Source organism: Sphingobium sp. RC1 (genome assembly GCF_059738765.1).
Genome location: NZ_AP027308.1, coordinates 426,257 through 449,807, shown reverse-complemented (window position 1 = coordinate 449,807; position 23,551 = coordinate 426,257). Strand labels below are relative to the sequence as shown.

The window sequence follows — 23,551 nt, the reverse complement described above, 5'->3', positions numbered from 1 at the left end:
CGAGCGCTCAACCCGAAAGATCATCGGCGCACTTCAATGCGTGAATTCGCAAATGTTGCGTGGGAGGCCTTAAACAAGAAAGGTCCAGCGCGGCGTCGCTGAACCTTGAGATTGGGGGAGGCGTGGGCAGTAGTGACCGGGGGATCGCCTAAGCAATCCCCCGGCCAGTCGGTCACCAGTTGAAGCGTAGTGTCGCGCCAAATTCGCGCGGCGCCGTGATGTTCGCCAGGCGATAACCGGAGTCGAACGATAGGGTGCCGAACGATTCCAAGCCGGGCAACGCGCCGGTTGCGACCTGGAAGTTTCCTTGCGACACGCGCTGTGCGCGGGTCTGATCGAGCAGGTTCTTCACAAACAGGTTCAGTTCCCAACGATCTTCGCCGCGCAGGCCGACGAACAAATCGATCTTGGTGAAGTCCCGATAGGTGTAGTTGCTGTTTTCAGACTTGAACCCTGGACGATAGGACAGGAGCCCGCGAATGAACGGGGTTAGCGAGCCCATACCGAACCGGACTTCGCCATTGCTTGACAGGCTGAATTTCGGAACGTCCGCGATACGATCGTTACGAGCGCAAACCGCGACTTGCTCGGTCCCAGGAACGCTGGGCGTGCCGATCGAATCCGGGATGCCGTCGCCATTATAGTCGTTACAATAAAGCTGGGCGTTGTCGTAATGCGCATCAGCATAAGTGGCGTTCACGTTAAAATCGACCCACTGCGAAGGTTGGAAGCCGAGTTGGACCTCAATGCCCTTGCTGATGGCATCGCCAAAGGTTGGTAGTGGCGCCGTCGCTGTATCGACAGCACCGGGGACACGGGACGAGTTGGTCGTAAGCCCCGGTGCAAAGTCCACATAATTTTTGAACTTCTGGTAGAAGGCCGCGATGTTCAGCGTAACCTTACGGTCGAACAGGCTGGATTTCAGGCCGACTTCAAAACCATCGGACGTTTCGTCAGGGGTTTGGAGATATTGTGGATCAAGCGGTGTCGAAACGCCCGTCGCGGCGACGCCAGGGCGGAAGGACCGGCCGTAGTTCGCATAAACGTTCAGATCCGGATTGATCCTCCAGCTGATAGATGCTCCCCCTGTCAAGGCACTTGGCTTCACTACGCTTGGAGTTGTGGTATCTACGCCAATGGCCGGGATGATCAGCCGCTGCGAACGCGTGGTCTTTCCCCAGGTCTGGCGAAGGCCGCCGGTGATGGTTAAACCATCGATCACCTCATAGCCCAACAGACCGGACACCGCATAGGACTTGCTGAGGATCGGCAAGATTACGGATACATCGACAGGGAACACGAAGATTTGCGGAGGCACTGGACCGGGGCCGGTCATGCCGGGGAAGATCGAGCCGAACGGATCGGTGAAGAACGCGTCGTTGCTCTGATTGACGCGCACATCGTTGAACTTCGAATAATCGTAGTTCGCCGCAATTGCCCAATTCAGGCGTGAGCCGCTAGGTGACTGGAGGCGAAGCTCCGTCGTCCATAGATCGTAAGGCGTGTGTACATGCTGGTTCAGCTGATAACCGGGAACCGCATTGCCTTCGTCCTGGTCGCGTTGCTGTTCCAGCCGTGTCTTTTGATATCCGCCATTGAATACCAATTCGCCCCAACCAAAATTATAATTGGTGTTGAGGGTGACCAGATGCGTTTCGTTGGTAAACCGCAGGGCGCCTTCGCTGACTGCGAGTCGATCGTTGAGGCTGATTGCGGGGCCGCTGCGCAGCGGGAAGAAGCTGTTCGGGCTGGGCTGGTTGCCTGGGCCGAACACCGCACGGAACGGCCGTGTGTCCGTCCAGAGATACTGATATACAAGGTCCGCGCGGAAGTCGGATGAAGGCTCCCAGGCGAGCGAAATACGGCCGCTCATCGTTTCATTGTAGGATTTGCGTCCGTCGATATTCTTGACCTGGCCGCCACGGTTGCGGTCATAGAGAAGCGCGCCGCGGATAGCGAGGCTGTCCTGAATAATAGGCACGGAAGCCGCACCCTGGAAGTTGGTTGCGTGCAGATCACTGGCTGCGGCCTGGGCATAGCCGGTCGGCTTGCTAAGGTCTGGACGGGCAGAGCCGATGACGATCGAGCCTGCGGGGGAAACCTTGCCGCGGAACAGGCCTTGGGGACCACGAAGAACCTGAATTTGGCCGATATCGTAGATCGCACTAAAGAAAGTATTGGGATCGACGTCGATTTCATTGAAATAGACTTGGACTGCGTCGCTCGAACCGCTGTCAGGATTGAACGAAATGCCGCGCAAGGTTGCGATATTGCTGCGGCCGTCGCCATTTTCCAGCGTGAGGCCGGGGACGATGTTCTGAATTTCCTTTACGTCAAACAGATTGAGCTTGGCGACGTCCTGTCCCGACACGACATTCACCGCCAGCGGCGTTTGCTGTAAAGTCTCGTTACGGCGTGTAGCTGTAACGATGATCTCGGTAGCATTCGGTTCGGCAGCGCCTTGATCAGCTTGCTGCGCAGCCGCGCCGCTGGCAATGGCCAGCCCGCAAGCGCAACTCAACAGCTGTATAAGATTACGACCTCTTGATCTCTTCATAGTCCCCTCCATTTTAACCCCGAAACCTTTTGTTCGGACATTGAGCGATTCAGGGTTATATAAGGGCGAGAACATCTCCAGAAGCGGCCATTCCACCATGTGGAACGGAAACGCGAATTCTAATCATCCTCAGTTCTTGCCGAACGTTCCGATATAGAGTCCCGCCTGATGGCCCGACTTTCCGGAGGGGTCTTTGATCGCGAAGGCAATGCGGCGGCCGTCGGGGGAAACCGTCGATTGATGGGCCTGTGCACCGGACCGGCTGACGTTTGTCAGCGCCCGGCGTGATTTGCCATCCATGGTGATGACGAAGATATCGAAGCCCTTGCCGGAATTCGCTGCGGCGATCTCCGCCGCATGGCTTTCGCCCTTGAAGCGCAAAATCTGCTCGACGCCCGGCCTGATATGCCCGCTGATTCCGCGATAGGGGCCATCCGGATCGGAATGGATATTCGCTTCCTCCAGGCCATAGCGTTCGTCGGGAAATACGTGGGTTTCGTTATGGGAAGGGGTGGAATAGACCTTGCTCACCGTCTTGGTTGCGATGTCGACTTTGTACATTTCGCTGTCCAGCGCCGCCATTTCGGTGGTCCAGAACATGACGCTGCGCCCGCCATCGATGAAGTCATAGGCCTCGGGAAAGCTCGCCGGGCCAGGCTGGCCGGGGCGATAGCTATAGACGGCCTGCATGTCGGCAAGCCGCGCAGTCCTGCCGTCACGGACCAGCCGGGCCACGGTCAGGTCGAGGCCAGTGGCCGAAGGACGCGACCAGGATAGGTTGATCGATCCATCGGCGTTGGGTGCACGCGCTATGGCGATGTCGCCCATCGCCCCACTGTTGAGCGAAACCGGATGGGCGAGCGACTTTGACATCCAGAACAGCTGGGTCCGGGTGGCATCGGCCGCGCCGCCGCTGCCCCCCTTCATGCCCGGCGCGGCTTCGATCAGGAAGCTGTTGTCGGGCAGGTAGAAGATGCGCGTGACGAACTGTGTTTCACCGAATTTACAGGTGAGGCAACGCACTTTTTTCGTGCGCACGTCGATTTCATAGGCCGGGCTGTCGACCAGATCGTCTTTGGTGAAGGCAATGCGACGGCCGTCGGGCGACCAGTTGGGCCGGTTGCCCCAGTCCAGCAGGCGTTCCTGATGGCAGGGGTCGGTCAGATAGTCGATCTTCGTATCCTTGGCCGTGGCGGCAGGCGCTGCCGTCAGCGGCAGGATAGCGGTCAACAGCGCTGCGCTCAGAAGTTGAGCAGCAATGCTGGGCTTCCTGCGCTTGGAAAGGTTCGTCACGTTCAGGCTCCTTGCGTTCAATATTCTAGTTGGTGTGGGCAATGGTCGTATCCAGACCATGCAGCACGGCAATGCGATCCGGGATGGAAGCCGCCGCGCCGAGTGACTGAACGGCGATAGATGCCGCCATGTTGGCCTCCGCCGCAGCATGTTCGATGCAATCGCCCCGCGCGAGGCCGGCGGCGAGATAACCACAGAAACAGTCGCCTGCTCCGGTTGTGTCGACCACCGCTGTAGGCCGACCCGCTATGCGCTGAACGCCGCTTGCCGCAACGATCGCCACGCCGTCCGCGCCCAATGTCACCAGCAGCGTCTGACGATGTTCCAAGCCAAGCATGGTCTTGCTCGAAAGCAATCCTGCGTTGTCCAGCACGGGTATGCCCCCAGCGCCCGTCAGCAAGGCCAACTCGCCTTCATTGACAATCAGCAGATCGCAGAGCGGTAGCAGCTCACGCGCGGCGGTTGATGCAGGCGCAGCGTTGAGGATGGTGCAGGCTCCGGTGGCTCGAGCACGCTGAAACAGCGCGACCGTGGCGGGGACGGGCGTTTCCATCTGGGCGAGGCAGACATCATCCGGGTCAAGATCAATCTCGGCGAAAGTGGCATCGACATCCGCATTTGCCCCGGCGACATGAATGATCTGATTGTCCTGCGGCGATGTCGCGACCAGCGCGCAACCGGTGGGGGAGGAAGTGGTGCGTACCCGGCTCAAATCGACGCCATGATCGGCAAGCGCCGCGACCATCTGCGCGCCGTCCTCGTCCGCACCGACCGCGCCCAACAATATGCAATGCGTACCCGCACGCGCTGCGCCGACGGCCTGGTTCGCGCCTTTGCCGCCCAGCTGACGGGTCAGATTTGTCCCTGACACGGTTTCACCCGCGCAGGGGAGACGCGGAGCGGTGACCAGAAGGTCGAGATTGACGCTGCCCAGCACCACGACCTTGCCCGCGCGCGCCGTCGTCATCCGCCCTGCTCCAGCGATGCGAGCTTCGCGACGCGGCGGCGGAAATGCTCTTCGTTGCTGAACTGCGCGGCCAGGAAATGGCGAATGATGTCGAGGGCTATCTGCGGGCCGGTGATCCACGCGCCTATGCACAGTACATTGACGTCGTCATGTACCACCGCCTGCCGAGCGACATAGGTGTCGTGCGCGACGGCCGCGCGGATGCCGCGAACCTTGTTGGCGGCGATGCACGCTCCCGCGCCCGTGCCGCACAGCAGGATGACGCGATCGGTCTCCCCATCCAGGATGGTTTGGACCGCGCGGCGGGTGATGTCGGGAAAGTCCACTGGCTCTTCCGATCGCGCGCCGACGTCGATGATGCGGCCGCTGTGGCGGCCTAGCAGGTCCAAAACTGGCGGGCGCAGCGGGAAACCGGCATGGTCGTTGGCGAAGCCTATGACGTCCCGGAAAGGTATATGCTGTTCGTCCCCCGACAATGTTTCTGGCTTGTGCATTGATCCCCCGAAATCCCCGCCAGTGCCCCTTTCGCAGCATTTCACCGACAGAATCGAACCTGCCCACTGGCGCTTTGACTGCGCTGTGGTATTACCAGTTTGGAATCCGATCAAGGGGGAGGACCGAATGACGCGTGGCAGGGAGGAAGCGATGGGGCGGGGAAGGCTGGCGGCCTTTTGCGTCACCGCGCTCGCGATCCAGGCTTATGCGACGCTGGTCACGGTGTTCCTGCCCGAATTTTACGCCAATGCGCTGGCTCTGCCGGTCGGTGCGGTCGGCACGGCCTTCATGACGGTGCGGGTGTTGGACCTGATGATCGATCCGCTGCTCGGCGGAATGATGGACGCGACGCGATCGCGCTGGGGGCGCTACCGTCCCTGGCTGGCGGCGAGCGCGCCAATTCTGATGCTGTCGACTTACGCCCTGTTTCAGGCGGAGCGAGGGGTCGGCATGGCTTATCTTTGGGCGTGGCTGTTCATCGCCTTCATCGGCTTTTCTATGATCGTGCTGTCGCATCTGGCCTGGACGGCGACGCTGTCCACGGAATCCACGGAGCGGACCCGCATTTTCGCTTGGTGGCAGGTATTCGCGACCGCAGGGCAGTTTTCGATCCTCGCCATATTGCCGGTCGTCGCCAGTGCCTATCCCGGCGATCCGGCGGTAGGGATGCATGCAGCCGGTTGGGTAATGATTGTTTTGATCCCGGGAGCGATCCTGTTGGCGCTGCGGACCACACCGGAAAAGCCACCTGCGGCAGGTGCTCAGGCGGCGCTCGCCATGCGGGATTATATCGCGTTATTCTCGCAAGGGCCGGTTGTCCGGTTGGTGCTGGCCGACCTGCTGATCGCCTTGTCCACGGGCGTCGCCAATGCGGTGGCGTTGTTCTTCTACATGGGGCAGCTTGGTTTCGACCGGGCGGTGGCGAGCACCCTGATCCTCATCGCCTATGCCGCCGCCTTTGCCGGGACGCCATTGTTCGCCAAGCTGGCCGGGCGTATCGGCAAGGCGCGGGCGTTGCAGGCGGGCGCGTTGATCCAGGCGTTGCTGCAATTGGGGATGGCGATGCAGCCCGCCAATGCCTTCTGGCTGACGGCGGCCAATGTCGCGGCGCTCGGCCTGTGCATCCCGATCGCCTGGTTCCTGCCCCGTGCGTTGATGGCCGATGTCGCCGACGCTACGCGTGCGCGCTTCGGCGTCGATCGCACCGGGCTGCTCTATGCGACGCTCAATGGATCGATGAAGCTGGCGCTGGGGCTCGCCGTGGGCCTAGCCTTCCTCTTGCTCGCCTGGCTGGGCTTCGATCCCGCCCATGCCGCTGACCCGCGCAACGCCCTGCCGCTGCGTAGCTTGATAGGCATCGTGCCAGCGCTCTTTTCGCTGGGCGTAGTCCTGTGCATGATGCGCTACCCTGAAACATCCCTGCGAGAGGCGAGCCGTCAGGCCGCGCTAGCCTGAAACTTCGAAAAGCTGAAAGAGATTGCCAATGAACCGTCGTGACCTGCTCAAATCCTCTGCTCTCCTGATGCTCGCAGCCGGTGTTCCTGCGACTGCGCGACGGAAATCTGCTCCCCTGCTGGGGGAAGATGGTCCGGGCGTGCAGCTCTATATGTTCGAACCCGACCTGCACCGTGACCTTGACGGCACGCTCGCCGCAATCGCTGCGGCAGGTGTGCGATCGGTGGAGCTTGCCTCGCTGCACCGTAATACACCGACACAGTTCCGCGCCGCCCTGGACAAGGCAGGTTTGAAATGCCGCAGCGCCCATGTCGCGGCTTCATCGTCGGTGCCCGGCGCGAGAGGGTTGAACTTCGATAATCTGGACAAGCTGGTCGAGGATCTGAACATATTGGGATCACGCAACGCCGTGTTGCCATTGTTCCAGTTCCCCAAAGACCCGAAATGGGGTCCGCCGGTGTCCTTCATGTCACTGATGAAGCCGGGCGGCCCGCCGGTTCCGGCCGAGCGTTATGAGCGCATGGCCGACTTCCTCAATGAAAAGGGTTCCGTCCTCAAGAAGCAGGGCATTCGCATCGGCTATCACAATCATAATGGCGAGTTGGCTCCGCTTGGGGAGAAGACCGGCCTCCATATCCTGCTGGAAAAGACCGACGCGCGCATCGTCGATTTCGAAATGGATGCGGGCTGGTTGGCGGCGGGCGGGCAGGACCCGGTCGCCTGGCTCAAACGCTATCGCGGGCGCTTTACCCAAATGCATGTGAAGGACATCGCGTCTGGGACCCAGGTCAATTATCATATGCAACAGAAACCGACGGAGGTGGGATCAGGCACGATGGATTGGCCCGCCATCCTGAAGGCGGCGCAGACTGCGGGCGTGCGCAACTTCTTTGTCGAGCAGGAGCCGCCATTCCCCGGCGCGCGCATCGACTCGCTGAACAAGAGCCTTGCCTACCTTCGCACGCTGGAGACTGCGCGATGAACCATCGCTTGATGACTCGCACGGCAATCTTCGCCTCACTGATCGCCGCAGCCGTGTCGGGACAGGCGCAGGATAATGCGGCGTCAACCCTACTGTTCGACGATGTGACTGACACGCATGTGCCCGTTTCCAAATATCTCCACGCGCTGGACGTCGCGCTGGTGGATGCGGATGGCGATGGCGATCTGGACGCGGCGATCGCGGTCGAAATGGGTGCGAACCGGCTCTACATCAATGACGGACAGGGCCATTTCACCTGGAAGCAGGGCGCGCTCGGCACCAAGGCGCATGATACCGAACATGTGCTGTCCGCCGACTTCAACCGCGACGGCTATCCCGACCTGATCTTCGTCGCGGAAGAAGATCATGCGCACCAGCTGTTTCTGGGCGGACCGGGGGGCGAATTCACCGATGCTTCGGATCAGCTGCCGAAAATGAGCGAGGGCAATGGTCTTGCGGTGGGCGACGTCAATGGTGACGGCCTGCCGGATATCGTGATCGGCAATTCGGGGGAGGAGCGTTGGAACAAGCCGCGCGCGTCGGGGCAGAACTTCCTGTGGCTGAACGACCCCAAACAGCCCGGCACTTTCATTGATGCGACGGCGACGAACCTGCCCGCTTATGAAGACGATACGCAGGACATCGCGCTTGCCGATCTGGACGGTGACGGTGACCTGGACATGGTGGTCGCGAACGAAAGTCCGCCCAATCGCGTGCTGATGAACGATGGCAAGGGACATTTCCGTGAAGCGCCCAAGGCGCTTCAGCTTCTGACCCCGCTGGAAACACGCGAAGTGCATGTGTTCGACGCCAATGGCGACAAGCGGCCGGACATCCTGTTCCTGAACCTGACCAGCAACAACAAAAAGTGGGACAAGGACCCGCAAGCGCGCCTGCTGATCAACAAGGGGCGAGGCAAGTTCCGTGACGAAACCAAGGCGCGCCTGCCTGCCAACCGTTTTTCCAGCTGGGGCGGGATGGTGATGGATTTCAACCATGACGGTGATCCCGACCTGATCGTTGGCGCGATCGACGTGCCGGGGTTCAAGCCGTTGCAGCTGCGTGCCTATGCCAATGATGGCAAGGGCCGCTTCACCGACGTGACGACTTCGGTCATGCCTGCCGCGACCGTCGCGCGCAGTTGGAGCATGGCAAAAGGCGACGTCAACGGAGACGGCGTAGAGGACCTGTTCGTCGGCAGCTGGGGCACGCAGGCGCGCCTGCTGTTGGGCAAGCGCAAATAGGGGGCGGCCGCTTTCCTGTTCCGCCAGGCGGAATTGTAGTTTCCGCGTAAGTTGCAAATTGCAGCTTTCATTGCCGATTTGTAAGTCCAGTACAGAATGGCGGTGAGGAACAGGTTTTGACGGACGGCGGGGAGATGAAAGAGGCGCGGATCGCGCTGGCGCGGGAGATGTTCGACGTTGCGCTGTCAGCGGTATCTGCGGAACGATGCCTGCCTTCGCATATGCCTTCCCCGCCGAAAGGACGGCGGCTGGTGCTTGCGGTGGGCAAGGCGGGCGCCGCGATGGCGCATGTTGCGCTTCGCCACTCTCCACAGGGTACGCAAACGATCATCCTTACGCCCTACGGCCACGGCCTGCCGCCCGGAACCTTCCCCGCCGACGCGCTCGTGATCGAGGCCGGGCATCCCTTGCCCGATGAGCATGGTCAGCGCGCGGCGCAGATGATCCAGGACGCCGTGCGAGACCTTGGCGAAGAGGATCAATTGCTGGCGCTGATCTCTGGCGGTGGCTCTGCGTTGTTGGCATTGCCGGTCGATGGCGTGTCGCTGGACGACAAGCGCCGCGTGACGCGCGAGCTGCTGTTTTGCGGCGCTACCATTTCGCAGATCAATTGCGTGCGCACGCACTTGTCACAGGTCAAGGGCGGCCGACTGGCCGCGTTGGCGCATCCTGCGGAGGTCGTCACATTGGCCTTTTCCGACGTGCCGGGCGACGATCCAGCCTTGATCGCTTCAGGTCCCACCGTTGCCGACCGGACGACACTGGCCGACGCGCGGCGGGTGATCGAACGCTATCGCATCACCGTTCCCGACAATGTGATGGCGGTGTTGAGCGACGATCGGCATGCGACGCCGAGACCGGGTTCGCCAGAGTTCGCGCGGGCCGACACGCGGATTGTCGCGCGCAATCGCATGGCGCTGGAAGCTGCGGGGGAAGTCGCAATGGCGGCGGGATATAAGCCCGTCTATCTGGGCGACGATCTGGAAGGGGACGCGACCGAACTCGGCATTGTTCACGCGGCGCTCGCCCTGCATCATCAGCGGAAGGGCGGGCGCTGGGCGCTGCTGTCTGGTGGCGAAACCACCGTGCTGGTCGGCAATCCGTCAGGCAGCGGCGGGCGCAACAGCGAATATATGCTGAGCCTTGCCATGTCGCTGGATGCAGCGCCGGGCATATCGGCGCTGGCGTGCGATACCGACGGCATCGATGGCGTGGGCGGTCATGCGGGGGCTATCGTCGATGAAAGCACTTTGGCGCGGGCTCGTGCCGCAGGCATGTCGGCCAGCGGGATGCTGCGTGAAAATAACAGCTTCGGCTTCTTCAACGCGTTGGGAGATCTGGTATTTACCGGGCCGACGCGCACCAACGTCAATGATTTTCGCGCTATCCTGATCGACGGGTGAGCCCACATGCGGAACGTCAGTCGGCGGGAGCCCCATGAATTTTCCAGGCCGCGCCGATAGCGAAATGGCTAAGGATCAAGTCGTCCGCCATCAGCGCGTCGCCCGCGCGGACAGCTTCAAAGATGCGACGGTGATGATCGACCAGATATTCGCGCGCCATCGGGCTGTCCGCAATGCGTTGGCGCCGTTCGACATGGGACCGTTCCAGCAGGTGCGTAATCGTGCCGTAGACGGTAGACAGCGCAGGTGAGTGCGCAGCCGCGACCAGCTGCGTATGGAAATTGAGGTCGGCATGACCACCTTTGGCGACATCGCCGATCGTCGCTTCTATATCCTCCAGCGCCTGTTGAAGGTTCTGGCGATCTTCTTCCGTGGCGCGGGCGCAGGCCAGCCTTAGCGCCTGCCGCTCCAACGCGATACGCACCTCGACAATATCGTCGATGATTGCCGGTTGCTGCGCCAGAGCGAGGGAGAAAAACTCGCCCAGCACCGATGCATCGGGAACGCGCACGGTGCTGGCGCGGCCGTGGCGTGTTTCCAGCACGCCGATCATCTCCATCGCGCGCACGGCTTCGCGCACGGCCGGGCGGCTTACCCCTAGGCTGAGCGCGAGTTCCCGTTCGCTCGGCAGGCGGTGGCCGGTCTGGACGCCGCCATTCACCAGCAGCTCGCGCAAATGGGCAAGCACCCGGCGATATCCGGAACTTTCTGGCTCTGCGGCCAGAGTGGCGCACTCCATGGTCATCGTGCGGCTTTATCGCCCGCAAGCGCTGCTGACCAGTGGTTAGTCTGGCTGTCCACATAGTGAAACGGCAACAGGCCCTGCTTGACTTATTACGGCCACCACGTTGCTTGCGCAGGGACAAGGAGACAGATCGATGAAGGCAAAATATCTCTCGTTATCCGTCATGCTCGCAGTGCTGCCCCTGTCTGCGCTTCCCGCGCAGACCTTTACGCGGGGCGAGGCCGTTCCTGCTGCGATGCCGCTGGGGAACAAGCCGGGCAATCCAATTCAGGACATGCCGCCCGGACAGCGGCTGATTTCAGCCTTCGGAGAGCGGCCGGTCTTTTCGCCCACGGGCGATAAGCTGGCCTTCATCGGCAAATCCTACGGTGACGCTTTCGAATATGACATGACGACAAGGCGTACCCGTAACCTGACGGATCACGCGCCCAGTGAAGGCTATTTGCGAGTGCATTATCTGGCCGACGGCAGCTATGCGCTGCTGGGGCCTCGTATCTTGGGCAAGACGCGGGAAGAAACGCGCCACGGCCGCATCGAGCTGTTCTGGATGGATGGACAGGCGATGCGCGCGCCGGTGCCGCTGGGCATCACGGTGTTCGAAGGGATAGCGCTCAGCCCACGGAGCAACATGATCGCCTGGAGCCAGGTAAAACCTGCAGCAGGTGGCAAACCAGCATCGACCACCATTTATACGGGGCGCGTTGCCGTTAACGCGCAATCAGCGAAGTTGGAAGATGTACGGGAAATCGTGACAACGACTGAATGTTTCGTCGAAGCGCAAGACTTCCTCCCGGGCGATAAGGGGCTGGTCATGCCCTGCTATGGTTTTGGCAAGGGGCCGACGGGCGTAGAGACCAAGGTGTTGTCGGTCGATTTCGCGACCAGGAAGATCACTGAATATCCGACGCCGTCCACCCTATATGGCGAGGTCGAAGGCATCTTCCCGGATGGCAAGCGGACATTGGTGGAATGCGCACAGGACCGAGCTAAAGGCATGGATCTGTGTGTCCTTGATCTTGATCCAAAGAAGCCGCGCTACACGCGCATGACGAACATCGTGCAATATGGTGGCTGGAAATATGGCAATCCGGTCGTGCGGCCCGATGGCCGGATGGTCGCTGCCCAAGTGGGATCGGCGGACGTGATCGACGCAGGCGTGGGGCAGGGCATCGTGCTGATGGACCTGGCGCCGAACTTTTGATCGTAGCGGATTGGGGAGGAACTGAGAGTTGCCTCCCCAACCCCGCAATCAAGCAAGCGTCAACTGCACTGCTTCAAACGTATCGACCGGCGGCAGGTCGAACCACAGGTGGTCGCCATCGCCATTCCGTCGCTTACCCTTTACCGATTTGCCCGCCACCAGCATTTGCGCCGTGCTGCCCACTGATCCGCGCACGCCCAGCTTCAGGCCGTGGGCGATGACGGGATCGCCATAATGGGTGTTCCGCTGGCCCGAATAGTTGATGACATGGACCAGCATCTTGCCCGTCACGAGCTGCCGCATCGCCATCATTTCGATTGGACCGGGTCCTTCCAGCAGCAGTGGTGATGGCGGCGCATAACGGGCGATCAGGCTTTCGAAAAGCAACCGATGCGCATCGATTCCGTCACGATAATAAAGCCAATCGGGCAGCCATGGGATGTGCACATGATGCCCCTTTCCATAAGCCATGACCAGCGCGCCAGCGTCGGCGCGCGCCGTTTCGCCCGGCCGCGCATAGGAAAATTCGGGCGGGCCGAAACGCTGATCGGGCGCGAAGGGGATCAGGCTCGACGCGCCGCTGCGGGGGGTGACGTGGAAGAAGTCCGCGTCGATCGGCATGCGACCGGGTCCCATGGGGATGGCGGCCTTGCTCATATCGAGCGACCAGCCATGGCCATCGCGCGGCTGACCGAAGCTGCTCACCGGGCTGGACCTCATCGCCGAGCCGGAGCGCGGCTTTCCCCCTTGCCCCTGTGCGCCGGTGTAGCCGGTCGCGATGAGCAGGCCCCCCCCTTCGACAAAGGCGTCCAGCGCATCGGCATCGTCATCGCTCAAGGTCATGATATGCGGCATGATGATGACGTCATAGGCTTTGTCGCGCGTCGCGTTGCGCACCTGCATTCCGTTAGTCATCCAGAAGGGGAGGCGGGCATCGACCAGCGCCTGATAGGCCCCGCGCTGCGCACCGGTGCTATACCGCGCCAGCCCGGCGCCGGGCGACTGGAAGATTGATCCCATATTGTAGATCGCGACGCGGGCAGCCGGGGTCAGCCCGGCATAATGCTGTTCATTGGCGGCGTGCCAGTGGAAAAGGCGCGAGACGGGAGGCAGAAACCGAGGATCGTCCTGATCGTTGAGCGTTCCCATCAGATAAAGGTCGAGCTTCGCGCCCGTGCCGAGCGCCTGCGCGAAACGCAAAATGTGGTTTTCGGTGCTTTCCGTCACCTGCCGCCACGGATAGTCCATATGCGCAGTGGAGGTTGCGGAAAAGGCCTTGCCTGGCGCAAGTGCCATGAGCGCCCGTGTCTGTTCGCCCATGGCATATGGCCATTCCGGCGCCTTGCGTGAAACCCGGCGCTGCACCTCTCCACGCGCAACGACGCCGCCGAAAAAATCCATCAAAGGCACATGGGGTCGTGCCGCCTCGATGACTGCGCGCGCCTTTGCGGAAAGCTCGGTCATGACGCGCGTCTGGAACTGCTGATAAGCATCCCAATTGGGATCGGTGCCGTCTTCGTTTTTGGGCAGGTCCAGCTTGTACAGTTCCCGAAATCGTCGCTTGCAATTGTCGCATACGCAAATGCCATGATCGACATCGGAATAGTCGGTGCGGACGAAGCCGGTCATGTTGAAGAACATACCGTCCACATCATGGCGTTCGACCCCTTCCTTCAATATCTGAAGGCTGTAATCCTGCGCCCAGCCGCCGTTGGGGCAGGCCTGGTAGGTGCCGGCATATTCACGCGGACTGCCATCGCGGTTGCGCATGAACCATTCGGGATGTGCGTCATAGGCGGGCTGCATCGCCTTGGATAGGTCAAAGCGGCCAATATAGGCCAGCCCTTCGGCATGGGCGGCGGTGACCATCTCGCCTGCGAAATCGTTTTTCAGATAGGGGTTGCGATAGTGGAGCGGCAGCTCAGTGGGATAGAAGGCAACGATCCCGCCGATGTTCGACACGATCATGTTCGCACCGAAGGCGCGGGTTTGCCGGGCGATCTCTCGCGGATCTTCCAGGACGTCGATTTCGCGCAGGTTGGTCTGGACTACGCGATATTCATGCTTCCACCATTCGCGCCGGTTAAAGCCGCCGATGTTCAGGGCGGACCAGGCCGGGCCGGGAATGGCGCTTATCATAGATGCCGTGGGCAAGGCGCGTACGAGATCGCGGCGCGAGATCTCGCCGTTCGCTTTCAAGTCCATCCTCCTCATGCTCCTGAATTTACAGATTGGAACGTTCGGTCTGCACCGGCGTGCCTGGATGGACAATGATGCCGCCGACGCCGTTCCGCGATATGGAACGGCACGCCGCCCGCCACAGTGTCTGTTCCGCATCGCGGAAAGGCGGGTATCTCTTGCCTGTCATCCTCCTTAGCGACGGTCGAACGGCTAACAGCGGGGGGCGAGTGGCGATACCACGGAAATTCCGCATGATTTGAAATAGACCGCGATAGGAATGGGCAGGGATGGCGCCATGATCTGGGCACAAAATTACGATCCTTTCGGCAATGGTTTGCTGTCGGCTCTGGTTGCTGCCGTCCCCGTCGTCGTGCTGCTGGGGGCGATCGGCCTTTTTCATGTGCGGGCGCATATCGCCGCCCTGCTGGGCTTGGGGGCGGGCCTGGCAGTCGCGGTGCTGGCATTCGGCATGCCTCCGGGCCTGGCCGTGCGCGCAGCCGGTTTCGGGGCGGCCTACGGGCTACTGCCCATTGGCTGGATCGTGCTCAACATCATCTTCCTATATCAGTTGACTGAAACGACCGGGCAGTTCCACATCCTGCGCGGCGCGATCACGTCGATCACCGCAGATAGTCGGCTGCAACTGTTGCTGATCGCCTTCTGCTTCGGTGCCTTCTTCGAAGGAGCTGCGGGGTTCGGGACGCCAGTTGCGGTCACGGGCGCGATGCTGATCGGGCTTGGTTTTACAAGGTTGCAGGCGTCCGGCCTGTCGCTGATCGCCAATACCGCGCCTGTCGCCTTCGGCGCACTCGGTACGCCGCTCGTCACGCTGTCTGGCGTGACCGGGCTGCCGCTGCTCGAACTATCGGCGATGGTGGGGCGGCAGATGACGCCCTTCGCCATCATCGTGCCCTTTTGGCTGCTGGTCGCCTATTGTGGGTGGCGGCGGACGATGGAGGTGCTGCCCGCCGTGTTGGTCGCAGGCGTCAGCTTCGCGCTGGTGCAGCTTCTCATCTCCAACCTTCATGGCCCTTGGCTGACCTCCATCGGCGCGGCGCTTGCGTCGATCACGGCGCTTATCGCTTTCCTGCGGATATGGCAGCCCGCGCGGATCATGCATGTCAACGAGGCGAAGCTCGCGCCGGGTGACGAGCGGGACGTGGCCGCGACCGTGGACGCCGCCCATGCTGAGCCGCTGCATGATTCCGCCGCCGTTCGGCGTGCCTGGATGCCGTGGATCATCCTGACGGCGTGTGTCTTCCTGTGGGGCCTACCCTTCATGAAGCAGGGGCTGGACGCCATCTTCGCGCTGCGCCTGCCCTTTATTGGATTGGATGGGGTGATCCAGCGCCTGCCTCCTGTCGTCACCGCGCCGGAGTTTGAAAAGGCGGTCTACAATCTCAACCTGCTGTCGGCGACGGGCACGGCGATATTGGTGGCAGCCCTTGCCTCCGCGCTGCTGTTGCGGGTCCCTCTGCGCACGGTCGGTCGCGTCTATCTGCACACGTGGAAGCTGGTACTGCCATCGCTGCTCACCATCGCGGCGATGTTGGGGCTTGGCTATCTCACCCGTTATGGTGGCATTGACGCGTCCATGGGCCTAGCCTTCGCGGCGACGGGAGTTCTCTATCCTTTCTTCGGCACCATGCTGGGGTGGCTGGGCGTTGCCGTCACCGGATCGGACACGGCCTCCAATGTCCTGTTCGGCGGATTGCAGAAGATCACCGCCGAACAGTTGAACCTTTCGCCTGTGCTGATGGCGAGCGCGAACAGCGCGGGCGGGGTCATGGGCAAGATGATCGATGCGCAGAGCATCGTCGTGGCCTCCACCGCGACGCAGTGGTTCGGTCAGGAAGGCCGCATATTGCGCCATGTCTTCGTTCACAGCCTGGTGCTGGGTTCGCTGATTGGCCTGTTCGTGATGCTGCAAGCCTATGTCTATCCCTTCACCCTTCTGGTTCCCTGAGGTGGCGCCTATTATGCAGACGGCCGCCGCCCGCGCTCTGCTGGAAAGCATCTATCTTGAGGCGCTGCAGTCGGTGCGCGGCGAGAGGCTGGTTGCGTCGCTGGGCGTTCCCGCGGGTGACCACTGGCTTATCCGCCACCAGGGCAGAGCCATAGACTGGCCACTTGCTCCAGATGGCCGCATCGTCGTGATCGGCGCGGGTAAGGCCGTGGGGTCGATGGCGAAGGGGCTGGAAACCCTGCTGGGGGAGCGGATTTCCGATGGCTGCATCATCGTCAAGTATGGCCATGACGAGCCGTTGACGCGCATCCGGCAGCTTCAGGCTGGCCATCCCATACCTGACGCGCAGGGGGTGGAGGCTACCGCCGAGATGCTGCGCACGATCGACGGGCTGACCGAGCGTGACAGCGTGATCGTGCTGCTCACCGGCGGTGCGTCGGCGTTGATGGTCGCGCCGGTCGATGGCGTGACGCTGGAGGAAAAGGCGGGGGTGACCGGCATGCTGCTGCGCTCCGGCGCGTCGATCGAGGAGATCAACGCCGTGCGCAAGCGCCTGTCGCGGGTAAAGGGCGGCGGGCTTCTGGACCATATCGGCCCCGCATCGGTGCTGACCTTGCTGATATCGGACGTGCCGAGCGGCGACATCTGCATGATCGGATCGGGGCCGACTCTTGCGGGCGGGGAAGGACAGGAGGATCCGGTCGCTATTCTCGCGCGATATGGGCTGGAAGATACTGTGCCCGCATCGATCGGGCGCGCGCTTGCCAAGGGCGTGCATCCGGTGCCCCAAACGGTGGGACGGCGCGAGACACTGCTGTTAGCCGAGAGCGCCACGCTGGTGGAGGCTGTGCATCGCATTGCGGCGCGGGAGGGGGTGGCCGTGCGAGATGTGGATATGGCGATGGCGGGCAACACTCATGACGCGGCGCGGGCGATGGCCGCTGCCCTGCGCACAGTACCGCCGCAGGATCGCCCCATGCTGTTGGTATCGGCTGGGGAAACCACACTTCAGGTGAAGGGCGATGGGCTGGGCGGACGCAATCAGGAGTTTGCCCTGGTCGCGGCCATGGCGCTGGCCAGGCAGGACAATGCCGTCCTGCTTGCCGCTGGCACCGATGGCACCGACGGGCCGACCGATGCGGCGGGGGCTTTTGCCGATGGCAGGCTTCACGAGCGTGCGTGGGCGGCGGGGATCGACCCGGCGGAGATGCTGGCGCGCAATGACAGCTACCGATTGTTCGACGCGACGGGGGACCTGTTTCGCACCGGACCCACTGGCACCAATGTGATGGATCTGGTGCTGGGTCTCGCCTTCTGACCGGGCGCAAACTGAAAAGAGAGGAAGAGACATGGTCAAGCTGGCCGCCAATTTGTCGATGATGTTCCAGGACCTGCCCTTTCTCGACCGCTTCGATGCGGCGGCGGAGGTGGGCTTTTCCGGCGTCGAGTTTATGTTTCCCTATGATCATGGCGCGGAAGAGGTAGCTGAACGGGCGCGGCGATGCGAGCTGGAGGTCGTGCTGTTCAACCTGCCCGCTGGCGATTGGGCTGGCGGAGAGCGGGGCGTCGCTGCGCTGCCCGATCGCGTGGAGGAGTTTCGTGCGGGCGTCGCTAAAGGGCTGGACTATGCCAATGTGCTGGGCTGCCCGCGCTTGCATCTGATGGCGGGGAAGGCGCCCGTAAGCGCGGAATGCCGGGCTGTATTGATGGACAATATCGCTTACGCAGCCGATCTGGCGGCGGCCGATGGCATTGAGATATTGATCGAACCGATCAACACGCGCGTCGATATTCCCGGCTATTTCTACGGCACGACCGACGCGGCGCTGTCGGTGATTGACGAGGCGGGCCGCGCCAATGCCCGTCTGCAATATGACATCTATCATATGCAGATCATGGAAGGCGACCTTGCCCGCACGATTGAGCGGTTGCTGCCTCGCATCGGCCATATGCAATTGGCCGACAATCCGGGCCGCGCCGAACCCGGCACCGGCGAGATCAATTATCCCTGGCTGCTGAGCCACATCGACGCGCTGGGCTATGGTGGGTGGATCGGATGCGAATATCGGCCTGCGGGCGACACGAAGGCGGGCCTTGGCTGGGCGCGCGGTTATCTGAAATCCGGGAGAGCGTGACATGAAGATCGGTTTCATCGGCCTCGGCATCATGGGCCGTCCCATGGCCGGCCATCTACAAGCGGCGGGCCATGCGATCTATAGCTGCGCGAACCGCACGCCGATGCCGGACGAGCTGCGCGAAGGCGGTGCGGTCGCCTGCGCCACGCCCGCGGAAGTGGCGGCGACGGTGGAGTGCCTAATCCTGATGCTGCCCGACACGCGGGACGTCGAGCGAGTTCTGTTCGGCGCGAACGGCGTGGCGCAGCGGTTGAAGCCCGGCACGATCGTCATCGACATGAGCTCCATCGACCCGATCGCGACCCGTGACTTTGCGGAGCGGATCGATGCACTGGGCTGCGCCTATATCGACGCGCCGGTTTCCGGCGGTGAGGTGGGGGCGAAGAATGCGGCGCTTACCATCATGTGCGGGGGCAAGGCGGATGTGTTTGAGAAGGTCCGGGCGCTATTGGAACTGATGGGCAAGAATATCACACTGGTGGGCGACGTGGGCGCGGGACAGGTGACCAAGGTCGCCAACCAGATCATCGTCGCGCTGAATATCGAAGCCGTTTCCGAGGCGCTGGTCTTCGCATCGAAGGCGGGCGCGGACCCGGCGCGGGTGCGCGAAGCGTTGATGGGCGGCTTTGCTGCGTCGCGCGTTCTGGAGGTGCATGGCCAGCGGATGATCGACCGCACCTTCGACCCCGGCTTTCGCATCCGGCTCCACCAGAAGGATTTGAATCTGGCGCTTTCTGGTGCGCGTTCGCTGGGAGTTTCGCTACCTGCGACGGCCAACGCTCAGCAACTCTTCACCAGTTGCGTAGCCCACGGCGATGCGGAAAAGGATCACAGCGCGATGGTGACGGCGCTCGAACGAGCTGCTAACCACATGGTGAGTGGTTACTCAATTAACGACGTTTCCGACGCCAACAGCTTTTCCGGAGGATGCTCATGACCAACAATCGTCTCAAAGACCGCCGTATCATCGTGTTCGGCAGCGCGACCGGAATCGGCGCTGCCACTGTGAAGCGCCTAGCCGAGGAAGGCGCGCGCGTCTGCGCCGCCGACATCAACCTCGAAGGCGCGACGCAAGTGGCGCAGGAAGCGGGTGGGGAGACCTTTGCAGTCCATGTCGATATTTCCGACGAGGCATCGGTGCAGAAGGCGACGGAAGAGGCGGTGAGCCGCTTCGGCGGCCTCGACGGGGCGCATATCAATGCGGCAGACCTGCGCGTTATCATGGAGGATAGCGACGCGCTGGCCATCGACCTTTCCACATTTGACCGCACGATCGCGGTGAACCTGCGCGGCCACCTGCTGTGCACCCGCGCGGTAGTGCCGCACCTCGTTAAGAGCGGCAAGGGCGCGATTGTCTACACCAGCTCCGGTTCGGCGCATGGTGGTGAACCGACGCGGCCCTGCTATGCCATGGCGAAGGCGGGCGTGAATGCGCTGGCGCGCCACGTCGGTGCGCGCTGGGGCAAGGAAGGCATCACCGCCAACGTGCTCGCGCCCGGTTTCACGGTGACCGGCGAGATGAAGACGGCGATGGAAGCGAACGCCGAGGAAGCCACCAAGTGGGCCGACTATTTCATGTCACGCACCCCGCACACCCGGCTGGGCCAATCCGAAGACCATGCCGGCGTCGTCGCGATGCTGTTGTCGGAGGATGGCCGCTGGATCAACGGTGCGATCTATGACGTCAATGGCGGATCGCTGATGCGCGCTTGACGACACTGGCTGCGGCGCTCGCTTCTGCACGGGCGGGCGTCGTAGCGCTTGTTCAAAAGAGCGCGATCACGCGCGCGGGCATTCCGGTGGCGTTTTCCAGCGGCGCGACGCCTGCGAACAGCAACCCACCCGCGGCAGGTGCGCGGTCGAGATTGGCGAGCCCCTCCAACGCCCAGCGCCCACTGCGCAGCCATGCCTGATGAACGGGGAAGGCGGGCATCGCCTCACCCGCATCGATCGACATGGTATCGACGCCGATGCCACGCGCATCCCGCTTCATCAGAATGTTCATGACGGCAGCATCGAAGCCTGGACTCTTGCGCCGTTCGGCGGGGGTGAGGCTTGCATAGCTCGAAAAGGCGTTCAGCGGATCCCAGCCCGAAAGCATGGCGACGCAGGAACCGGACGGGATGCGGCCGTGGCGGCGTTCCCATGCGATGACATCCCGCAGTTCCACCCGAGCGTCGCGATCGACTTTCACCTTGTCCCTAATGTCGATCACGACGAGCGGAACGATCAACTGGCTGACGGGTATGTCGCCGACCGATGCTTCATCAGGCGCGAAATGACGGGGCGCGTCGAGATGCGTGCCGGTATGTTCGACGATCGATATGCGATTGAGCGCCATCCCTGCCTTCGTTCCCGATCCTTCAACCGCTTCCATGTTGAGGCGGCCGGGGGTGAAGGCGAAGGCCCGCGTCAGCCTATGCGTGAGGTCGAGGATGTGCAGTTGGCGGCCGTGAAGGGAAAGACTGGCCTGATCGGGGGTTATGGCAGCAGCATCGGCGGCGGAGGCTGTGCCCAGAGCAAGAGCGCCCAGCGCGCTCAAGGCGAGCATGTCGCGGCGGTCGATCATCGCGGCTTTTTCCTTTTCTTCAAAGAAGTAGAGCCCTTCGACAAGCTTTGGGCGAACGGGACTTAGGTTCTCAGGAAGTCACGACCCTAGGCCAAGTCGATCGCGACAACTTCGTGGAAGTCGATGTACGGTACATCGACTTCGACCCAACCGTCTGCCGCCCGGTGTGGCACAGCCATTCCGGCGGTCAGTAGCCGGGCCTGGGCAGCGCCTTTGCCCTGAGGCAGTTGCATGCGGACCCGATAGGGGCCGGTCTTGATCGCCTCGCGATAGCTGCCCCGCATCGTCATGGGGTTGTTGAGATTGACCAGATGCGCAGTCATCGATTTGTCCTGCCGCCAGCAGGCGATGTCCAGCAGACCCGGCCCTTCGATCTGTAGCGGATGCGCTTCCTGATGGGTCCAGTCGAGCATGGCGTGCAGCAATGTCAGATGATCGCCATGACCAAGCTCTGCAAAGGTGCGGTCGATGTCCATGGGCAGATAGGCGACGCGGCCACGGCCGACTTGACGGCAGATCGCCATCGGCAGGTTGGTTTCCGTCTTGTCAGTGAAGACGCGTTCCATGGGTAGGTCGGGATAGCTGGGCACCAGCGTCAATGCGACTTCCCTCTGGTCGCGTGCGGTGACAGGCTGGCGGAAGAGAGGACCGATGGTGCGATTGATGTCGCGCAGTCCGCTGATGGCCGGGTGGGCATGACGCAGGGTGAGATAGGCGTTCTTGAGCGGTCCCTCAGCCTTTCCGGCGATGGAGCAGCCGAATAGGTCTGCAAGGCCAAAGTCCGCCCGTTGCCGTCCGTCACCATCATAGAGCGAGGTCTGATAGGTTGCGATTAAGTTGCCGCCCCGCTTCACAAACGCGCGGATCTGATCGCATTGCGCGTCCGACAGCACCGCCACGTTGGCGAGAATGATGGTGCGGAAGCGCGACAGGCTGGCTTCGTCCAGAAAATCCTCGTCGATGAGGTCGAAGGGCACGCGGGATTCAAGCGCAGCCTGGTAGAAGCCGTGCGAATGCCCCTCCAGCTGCCTGCGCTCATTCCAGCCGCCGAGATAGGCAGTCGTCCGAGGTGAATGGACGATCGCGACCCGCGCCAGATTGCCGTTGTTGCGCAGATAGGCTTCGTTGGCGTGGTGCCAGCTGTAGATTTGCCGGACCACCTCCATCCAGCGGCGGTCGAGCGGCTTGGCGTTGAACTTGGTAATCCACGGGCGCGCGCCCTGGGCGATCGCGCCTGCCGCCCAGATGCGGATTTCGGCCGGGCTCTGCACCGAGTCTTTCCAGCGATAGGCTTCTTCCACCCCCACGGAGATGATGTGGCCGACCGGCTTGTCCTTCATGAAGGCGCGCAGTTCGCGGGTGTAGCGGCCCGCGCCCCACACCTCAGGGCCTGTGCCCCAGCCCGAATTGTCGGACGAGCGTGCCTGGCGATCGCAAAAGGCGAGCGGAAGTCGCTTTGACAGGGCGGGGCCGTTCAAATCGACCAGTCCCCGGCGGTCACCGCCTGGGATGAAGAAGGCCTGGGGCCGGTACTTGCGCGCGGCCGCATTCCAAAGGTCCATGAGGGCGAAGAGCCGATCTTCAGCCCAGGCCGCATATCGCCGCCCTTCCGGTTTGGAAGGGTCGGGATCGGCCGGAACCTCCTGTCCCGATGCGGCGCGGTAGAGCGTCCGGCAGCTTTGGCAGTAGCAGGTGCCGCTGCCGTTCCAGCGGTTGCCGAAGAAGCCATCCACCGGATAGCGCCGGGCGATTTCCTCGATCACCTTGGGCATCAGGTCGAAATTATAGGGGCCATAGGCGCAGGTGAGTGTCAGGCCCGGTGCGCTGCCGTGCCGTTTGATCTTGCCGTCCGGGCCGGTCAGCGCCCATTCGGGATGAGCAGCGGCGGCGGCCGCGTTCATTGCGTGCGGATCGATACGGGCGAGTACGCGCATGCCCAGCTTCTTGCACGCAGCGACCATGTCGCCGAACGGGTCCACGCCCTTGTCGATGCGCTGCGCCATGCCATGATAAGGGATGGCCGTCGGGTAGAAGGCGATGCCTCCTCCGGCGCTCAGACAGACGCCGTCGGCATGAATCTGTTGGAAATAATCGATCCAGAAGGCCTGATCGTAACGGCCCGGATCATCTTCGGTAAAGGCAAGCTGGAACCAACGCATGGGTTCGCTCGCCCAGTCCGGCGCGCCGCTTAGTCCGATTTTGCGGGCAAAGGCGGGCTCAATACCGGACAGCAGCGCACCAGCCCCCAACGTCAATGCTGTGCGGCGATCGAGCGGCAAGATGTCAGGCATGATCCTCTCCTCAGCTTGGCCCGATCCTTAGCCCAAGGCCGTCGATCCACAATCGATCATCCCATGA

19 protein-coding genes are annotated in these 23,551 nt (G+C 62.2%); 10 read left to right on the top strand and 9 right to left on the bottom strand.

The genetic code is table 11. The features are described from left to right. Positions 1-172 precede the first annotated feature (172 nt). From AC6JBC_RS16025 to AC6JBC_RS16010, 4 genes are read right to left on the bottom strand one after another with little or no spacing between them, the layout of a single operon-like run. On the bottom strand, positions 173-2,656 hold the full coding sequence (locus tag AC6JBC_RS16025; protein ID WP_498026469.1) for a TonB-dependent receptor: 2,484 nt from the start codon (positions 2,654-2,656) through the stop codon (positions 173-175). Positions 2,657-2,686: 30 nt separating this feature from the next. After that, positions 2,687-3,850 (bottom strand): hypothetical protein, encoded by a 1,164-nt coding sequence (locus AC6JBC_RS16020; protein ID WP_498026468.1) that lies wholly within the window; start codon positions 3,848-3,850, stop codon positions 2,687-2,689. A 25-nt stretch (positions 3,851-3,875) separates the two neighbouring features. Continuing rightward, the gene (locus AC6JBC_RS16015) at positions 3,876-4,817 is read right to left on the bottom strand and encodes a ribokinase (protein ID WP_498026466.1); all 942 of its coding nucleotides are present in this window, start codon (positions 4,815-4,817) and stop codon (positions 3,876-3,878) included. Beyond that, positions 4,814-5,311 carry an RpiB/LacA/LacB family sugar-phosphate isomerase gene (locus tag AC6JBC_RS16010; RefSeq protein ID WP_498026465.1) on the bottom strand — a complete coding sequence of 166 codons (498 nt, stop codon included), beginning with the start codon at positions 5,309-5,311 and terminating at the stop codon, positions 4,814-4,816. Before AC6JBC_RS16010 ends, AC6JBC_RS16015 begins: the two co-directional genes overlap by 4 nt. Before the next feature lie 127 nt (positions 5,312-5,438). On the opposite strand from AC6JBC_RS16010, the gene AC6JBC_RS16005 reads away from it, so the two are divergent. The 4 genes from AC6JBC_RS16005 (at position 5,439) to AC6JBC_RS15990 (ending at position 10,396) form a co-directional block, all read left to right on the top strand. Beyond that, a complete protein-coding gene (locus AC6JBC_RS16005; RefSeq protein ID WP_498026464.1) occupies positions 5,439-6,767 on the top strand; it encodes an MFS transporter in 1,329 nt (442 codons plus the stop codon). Positions 6,768-6,795: 28 nt separating this feature from the next. Next, the gene (locus tag AC6JBC_RS16000) at positions 6,796-7,749 is read left to right on the top strand and encodes a sugar phosphate isomerase/epimerase family protein (protein ID WP_498026463.1); all 954 of its coding nucleotides are present in this window, start codon (positions 6,796-6,798) and stop codon (positions 7,747-7,749) included. An 11-nt stretch (positions 7,750-7,760) separates the two neighbouring features. Further along, the gene (locus AC6JBC_RS15995; protein WP_498026462.1) at positions 7,761-8,993 is read left to right on the top strand and encodes an FG-GAP repeat domain-containing protein; all 1,233 of its coding nucleotides are present in this window, start codon (positions 7,761-7,763) and stop codon (positions 8,991-8,993) included. Between the two features lie 116 nt (positions 8,994-9,109). Beyond that, complete coding sequence (locus AC6JBC_RS15990; RefSeq protein WP_498026461.1) at positions 9,110-10,396, top strand: glycerate kinase type-2 family protein; 1,287 nt, start codon at positions 9,110-9,112, stop codon at positions 10,394-10,396. 16 nt (positions 10,397-10,412) lie between these two features. Here the strand turns inward: AC6JBC_RS15990 and AC6JBC_RS15985 are convergent, their stop codons facing one another. After that, on the bottom strand, positions 10,413-11,135 hold the full coding sequence (locus AC6JBC_RS15985) for a FadR/GntR family transcriptional regulator (RefSeq protein ID WP_498026460.1): 723 nt from the start codon (positions 11,133-11,135) through the stop codon (positions 10,413-10,415). Between the two features lie 139 nt (positions 11,136-11,274). Between AC6JBC_RS15985 and AC6JBC_RS15980 the strand changes: the two genes are divergently transcribed. Continuing rightward, positions 11,275-12,342 (top strand): TolB-like translocation protein, encoded by a 1,068-nt coding sequence (locus tag AC6JBC_RS15980; RefSeq protein ID WP_498026459.1) that lies wholly within the window; start codon positions 11,275-11,277, stop codon positions 12,340-12,342. A gap of 48 nt (positions 12,343-12,390) precedes the next feature. Here the strand turns inward: AC6JBC_RS15980 and AC6JBC_RS15975 are convergent, their stop codons facing one another. Together AC6JBC_RS15975 and AC6JBC_RS15970 are read right to left on the bottom strand one after the other, a co-directional pair. Further along, the gene (locus AC6JBC_RS15975) at positions 12,391-14,547 is read right to left on the bottom strand and encodes an alpha-amylase family protein (RefSeq protein WP_498026458.1); all 2,157 of its coding nucleotides are present in this window, start codon (positions 14,545-14,547) and stop codon (positions 12,391-12,393) included. A gap of 19 nt (positions 14,548-14,566) precedes the next feature. Next, a complete protein-coding gene (locus tag AC6JBC_RS15970) occupies positions 14,567-14,710 on the bottom strand; it encodes a hypothetical protein (RefSeq protein WP_498026457.1) in 144 nt (47 codons plus the stop codon). 108 nt (positions 14,711-14,818) lie between these two features. On the opposite strand from AC6JBC_RS15970, the gene AC6JBC_RS15965 reads away from it, so the two are divergent. From AC6JBC_RS15965 to AC6JBC_RS15945, 5 genes are read left to right on the top strand one after another with little or no spacing between them, the layout of a single operon-like run. Further along, entirely contained in the window at positions 14,819-16,489 is a 1,671-nt protein-coding gene (locus AC6JBC_RS15965; RefSeq protein WP_498026456.1) for an L-lactate permease, read from the top strand. A gap of 13 nt (positions 16,490-16,502) precedes the next feature. After that, positions 16,503-17,807, top strand: a complete 1,305-nt coding sequence (locus AC6JBC_RS15960) for a glycerate kinase type-2 family protein (protein ID WP_498026455.1) — start codon at positions 16,503-16,505, stop codon at positions 17,805-17,807. A gap of 31 nt (positions 17,808-17,838) precedes the next feature. Further along, on the top strand, positions 17,839-18,624 hold the full coding sequence (gene otnI / locus AC6JBC_RS15955; protein ID WP_498026454.1) for a 2-oxo-tetronate isomerase: 786 nt from the start codon (positions 17,839-17,841) through the stop codon (positions 18,622-18,624). Between the two features lies 1 nt (position 18,625). Next, positions 18,626-19,561, top strand: coding sequence for a 2-hydroxy-3-oxopropionate reductase (locus AC6JBC_RS15950; RefSeq protein WP_498026453.1), 936 nt, complete (start codon positions 18,626-18,628; stop codon positions 19,559-19,561). Continuing rightward, complete coding sequence (locus tag AC6JBC_RS15945; protein WP_498026452.1) at positions 19,558-20,337, top strand: SDR family NAD(P)-dependent oxidoreductase; 780 nt, start codon at positions 19,558-19,560, stop codon at positions 20,335-20,337. Before AC6JBC_RS15950 ends, AC6JBC_RS15945 begins: the two co-directional genes overlap by 4 nt. A 52-nt stretch (positions 20,338-20,389) precedes the next feature. Here AC6JBC_RS15945 and AC6JBC_RS15940 read toward each other — a convergent pair whose 3' ends face one another. Beyond that, entirely contained in the window at positions 20,390-21,193 is an 804-nt protein-coding gene (locus AC6JBC_RS15940; RefSeq protein WP_498026451.1) for a cyclase family protein, read from the bottom strand. 86 nt (positions 21,194-21,279) lie between these two features. Next, a complete protein-coding gene (locus AC6JBC_RS15935) occupies positions 21,280-23,484 on the bottom strand; it encodes an alpha-amylase family protein (RefSeq protein WP_498026450.1) in 2,205 nt (734 codons plus the stop codon). Positions 23,485-23,551 lie beyond the last annotated feature (67 nt).

Coding starts and splice junctions, on each gene's coding strand:
- AC6JBC_RS15995 (WP_498026462.1), top strand. CDS start 7,761: ATGACTCGCACGGCAATCTTCGCCTCACTGATCGCCGCAGCCGTGTCG.
- AC6JBC_RS15940 (WP_498026451.1), bottom strand. CDS start 21,193: ATGATCGACCGCCGCGACATGCTCGCCTTGAGCGCGCTGGGCGCTCTT.
- AC6JBC_RS16005 (WP_498026464.1), top strand. CDS start 5,439: ATGACGCGTGGCAGGGAGGAAGCGATGGGGCGGGGAAGGCTGGCGGCC.
- AC6JBC_RS15945 (WP_498026452.1), top strand. CDS start 19,558: ATGACCAACAATCGTCTCAAAGACCGCCGTATCATCGTGTTCGGCAGC.
- AC6JBC_RS16000 (WP_498026463.1), top strand. CDS start 6,796: ATGAACCGTCGTGACCTGCTCAAATCCTCTGCTCTCCTGATGCTCGCA.
- otnI (WP_498026454.1), top strand. CDS start 17,839: ATGGTCAAGCTGGCCGCCAATTTGTCGATGATGTTCCAGGACCTGCCC.
- AC6JBC_RS16015 (WP_498026466.1), bottom strand. CDS start 4,817: ATGACGACGGCGCGCGCGGGCAAGGTCGTGGTGCTGGGCAGCGTCAAT.
- AC6JBC_RS15960 (WP_498026455.1), top strand. CDS start 16,503: ATGCAGACGGCCGCCGCCCGCGCTCTGCTGGAAAGCATCTATCTTGAG.
- AC6JBC_RS15975 (WP_498026458.1), bottom strand. CDS start 14,547: ATGGACTTGAAAGCGAACGGCGAGATCTCGCGCCGCGATCTCGTACGC.
- AC6JBC_RS15965 (WP_498026456.1), top strand. CDS start 14,819: ATGATCTGGGCACAAAATTACGATCCTTTCGGCAATGGTTTGCTGTCG.
- AC6JBC_RS16025 (WP_498026469.1), bottom strand. CDS start 2,656: ATGGTGGAATGGCCGCTTCTGGAGATGTTCTCGCCCTTATATAACCCT.
- AC6JBC_RS16010 (WP_498026465.1), bottom strand. CDS start 5,311: ATGCACAAGCCAGAAACATTGTCGGGGGACGAACAGCATATACCTTTC.
- AC6JBC_RS15950 (WP_498026453.1), top strand. CDS start 18,626: ATGAAGATCGGTTTCATCGGCCTCGGCATCATGGGCCGTCCCATGGCC.
- AC6JBC_RS15985 (WP_498026460.1), bottom strand. CDS start 11,135: ATGGAGTGCGCCACTCTGGCCGCAGAGCCAGAAAGTTCCGGATATCGC.
- AC6JBC_RS15935 (WP_498026450.1), bottom strand. CDS start 23,484: ATGCCTGACATCTTGCCGCTCGATCGCCGCACAGCATTGACGTTGGGG.
- AC6JBC_RS15980 (WP_498026459.1), top strand. CDS start 11,275: ATGAAGGCAAAATATCTCTCGTTATCCGTCATGCTCGCAGTGCTGCCC.
- AC6JBC_RS15970 (WP_498026457.1), bottom strand. CDS start 14,710: ATGACAGGCAAGAGATACCCGCCTTTCCGCGATGCGGAACAGACACTG.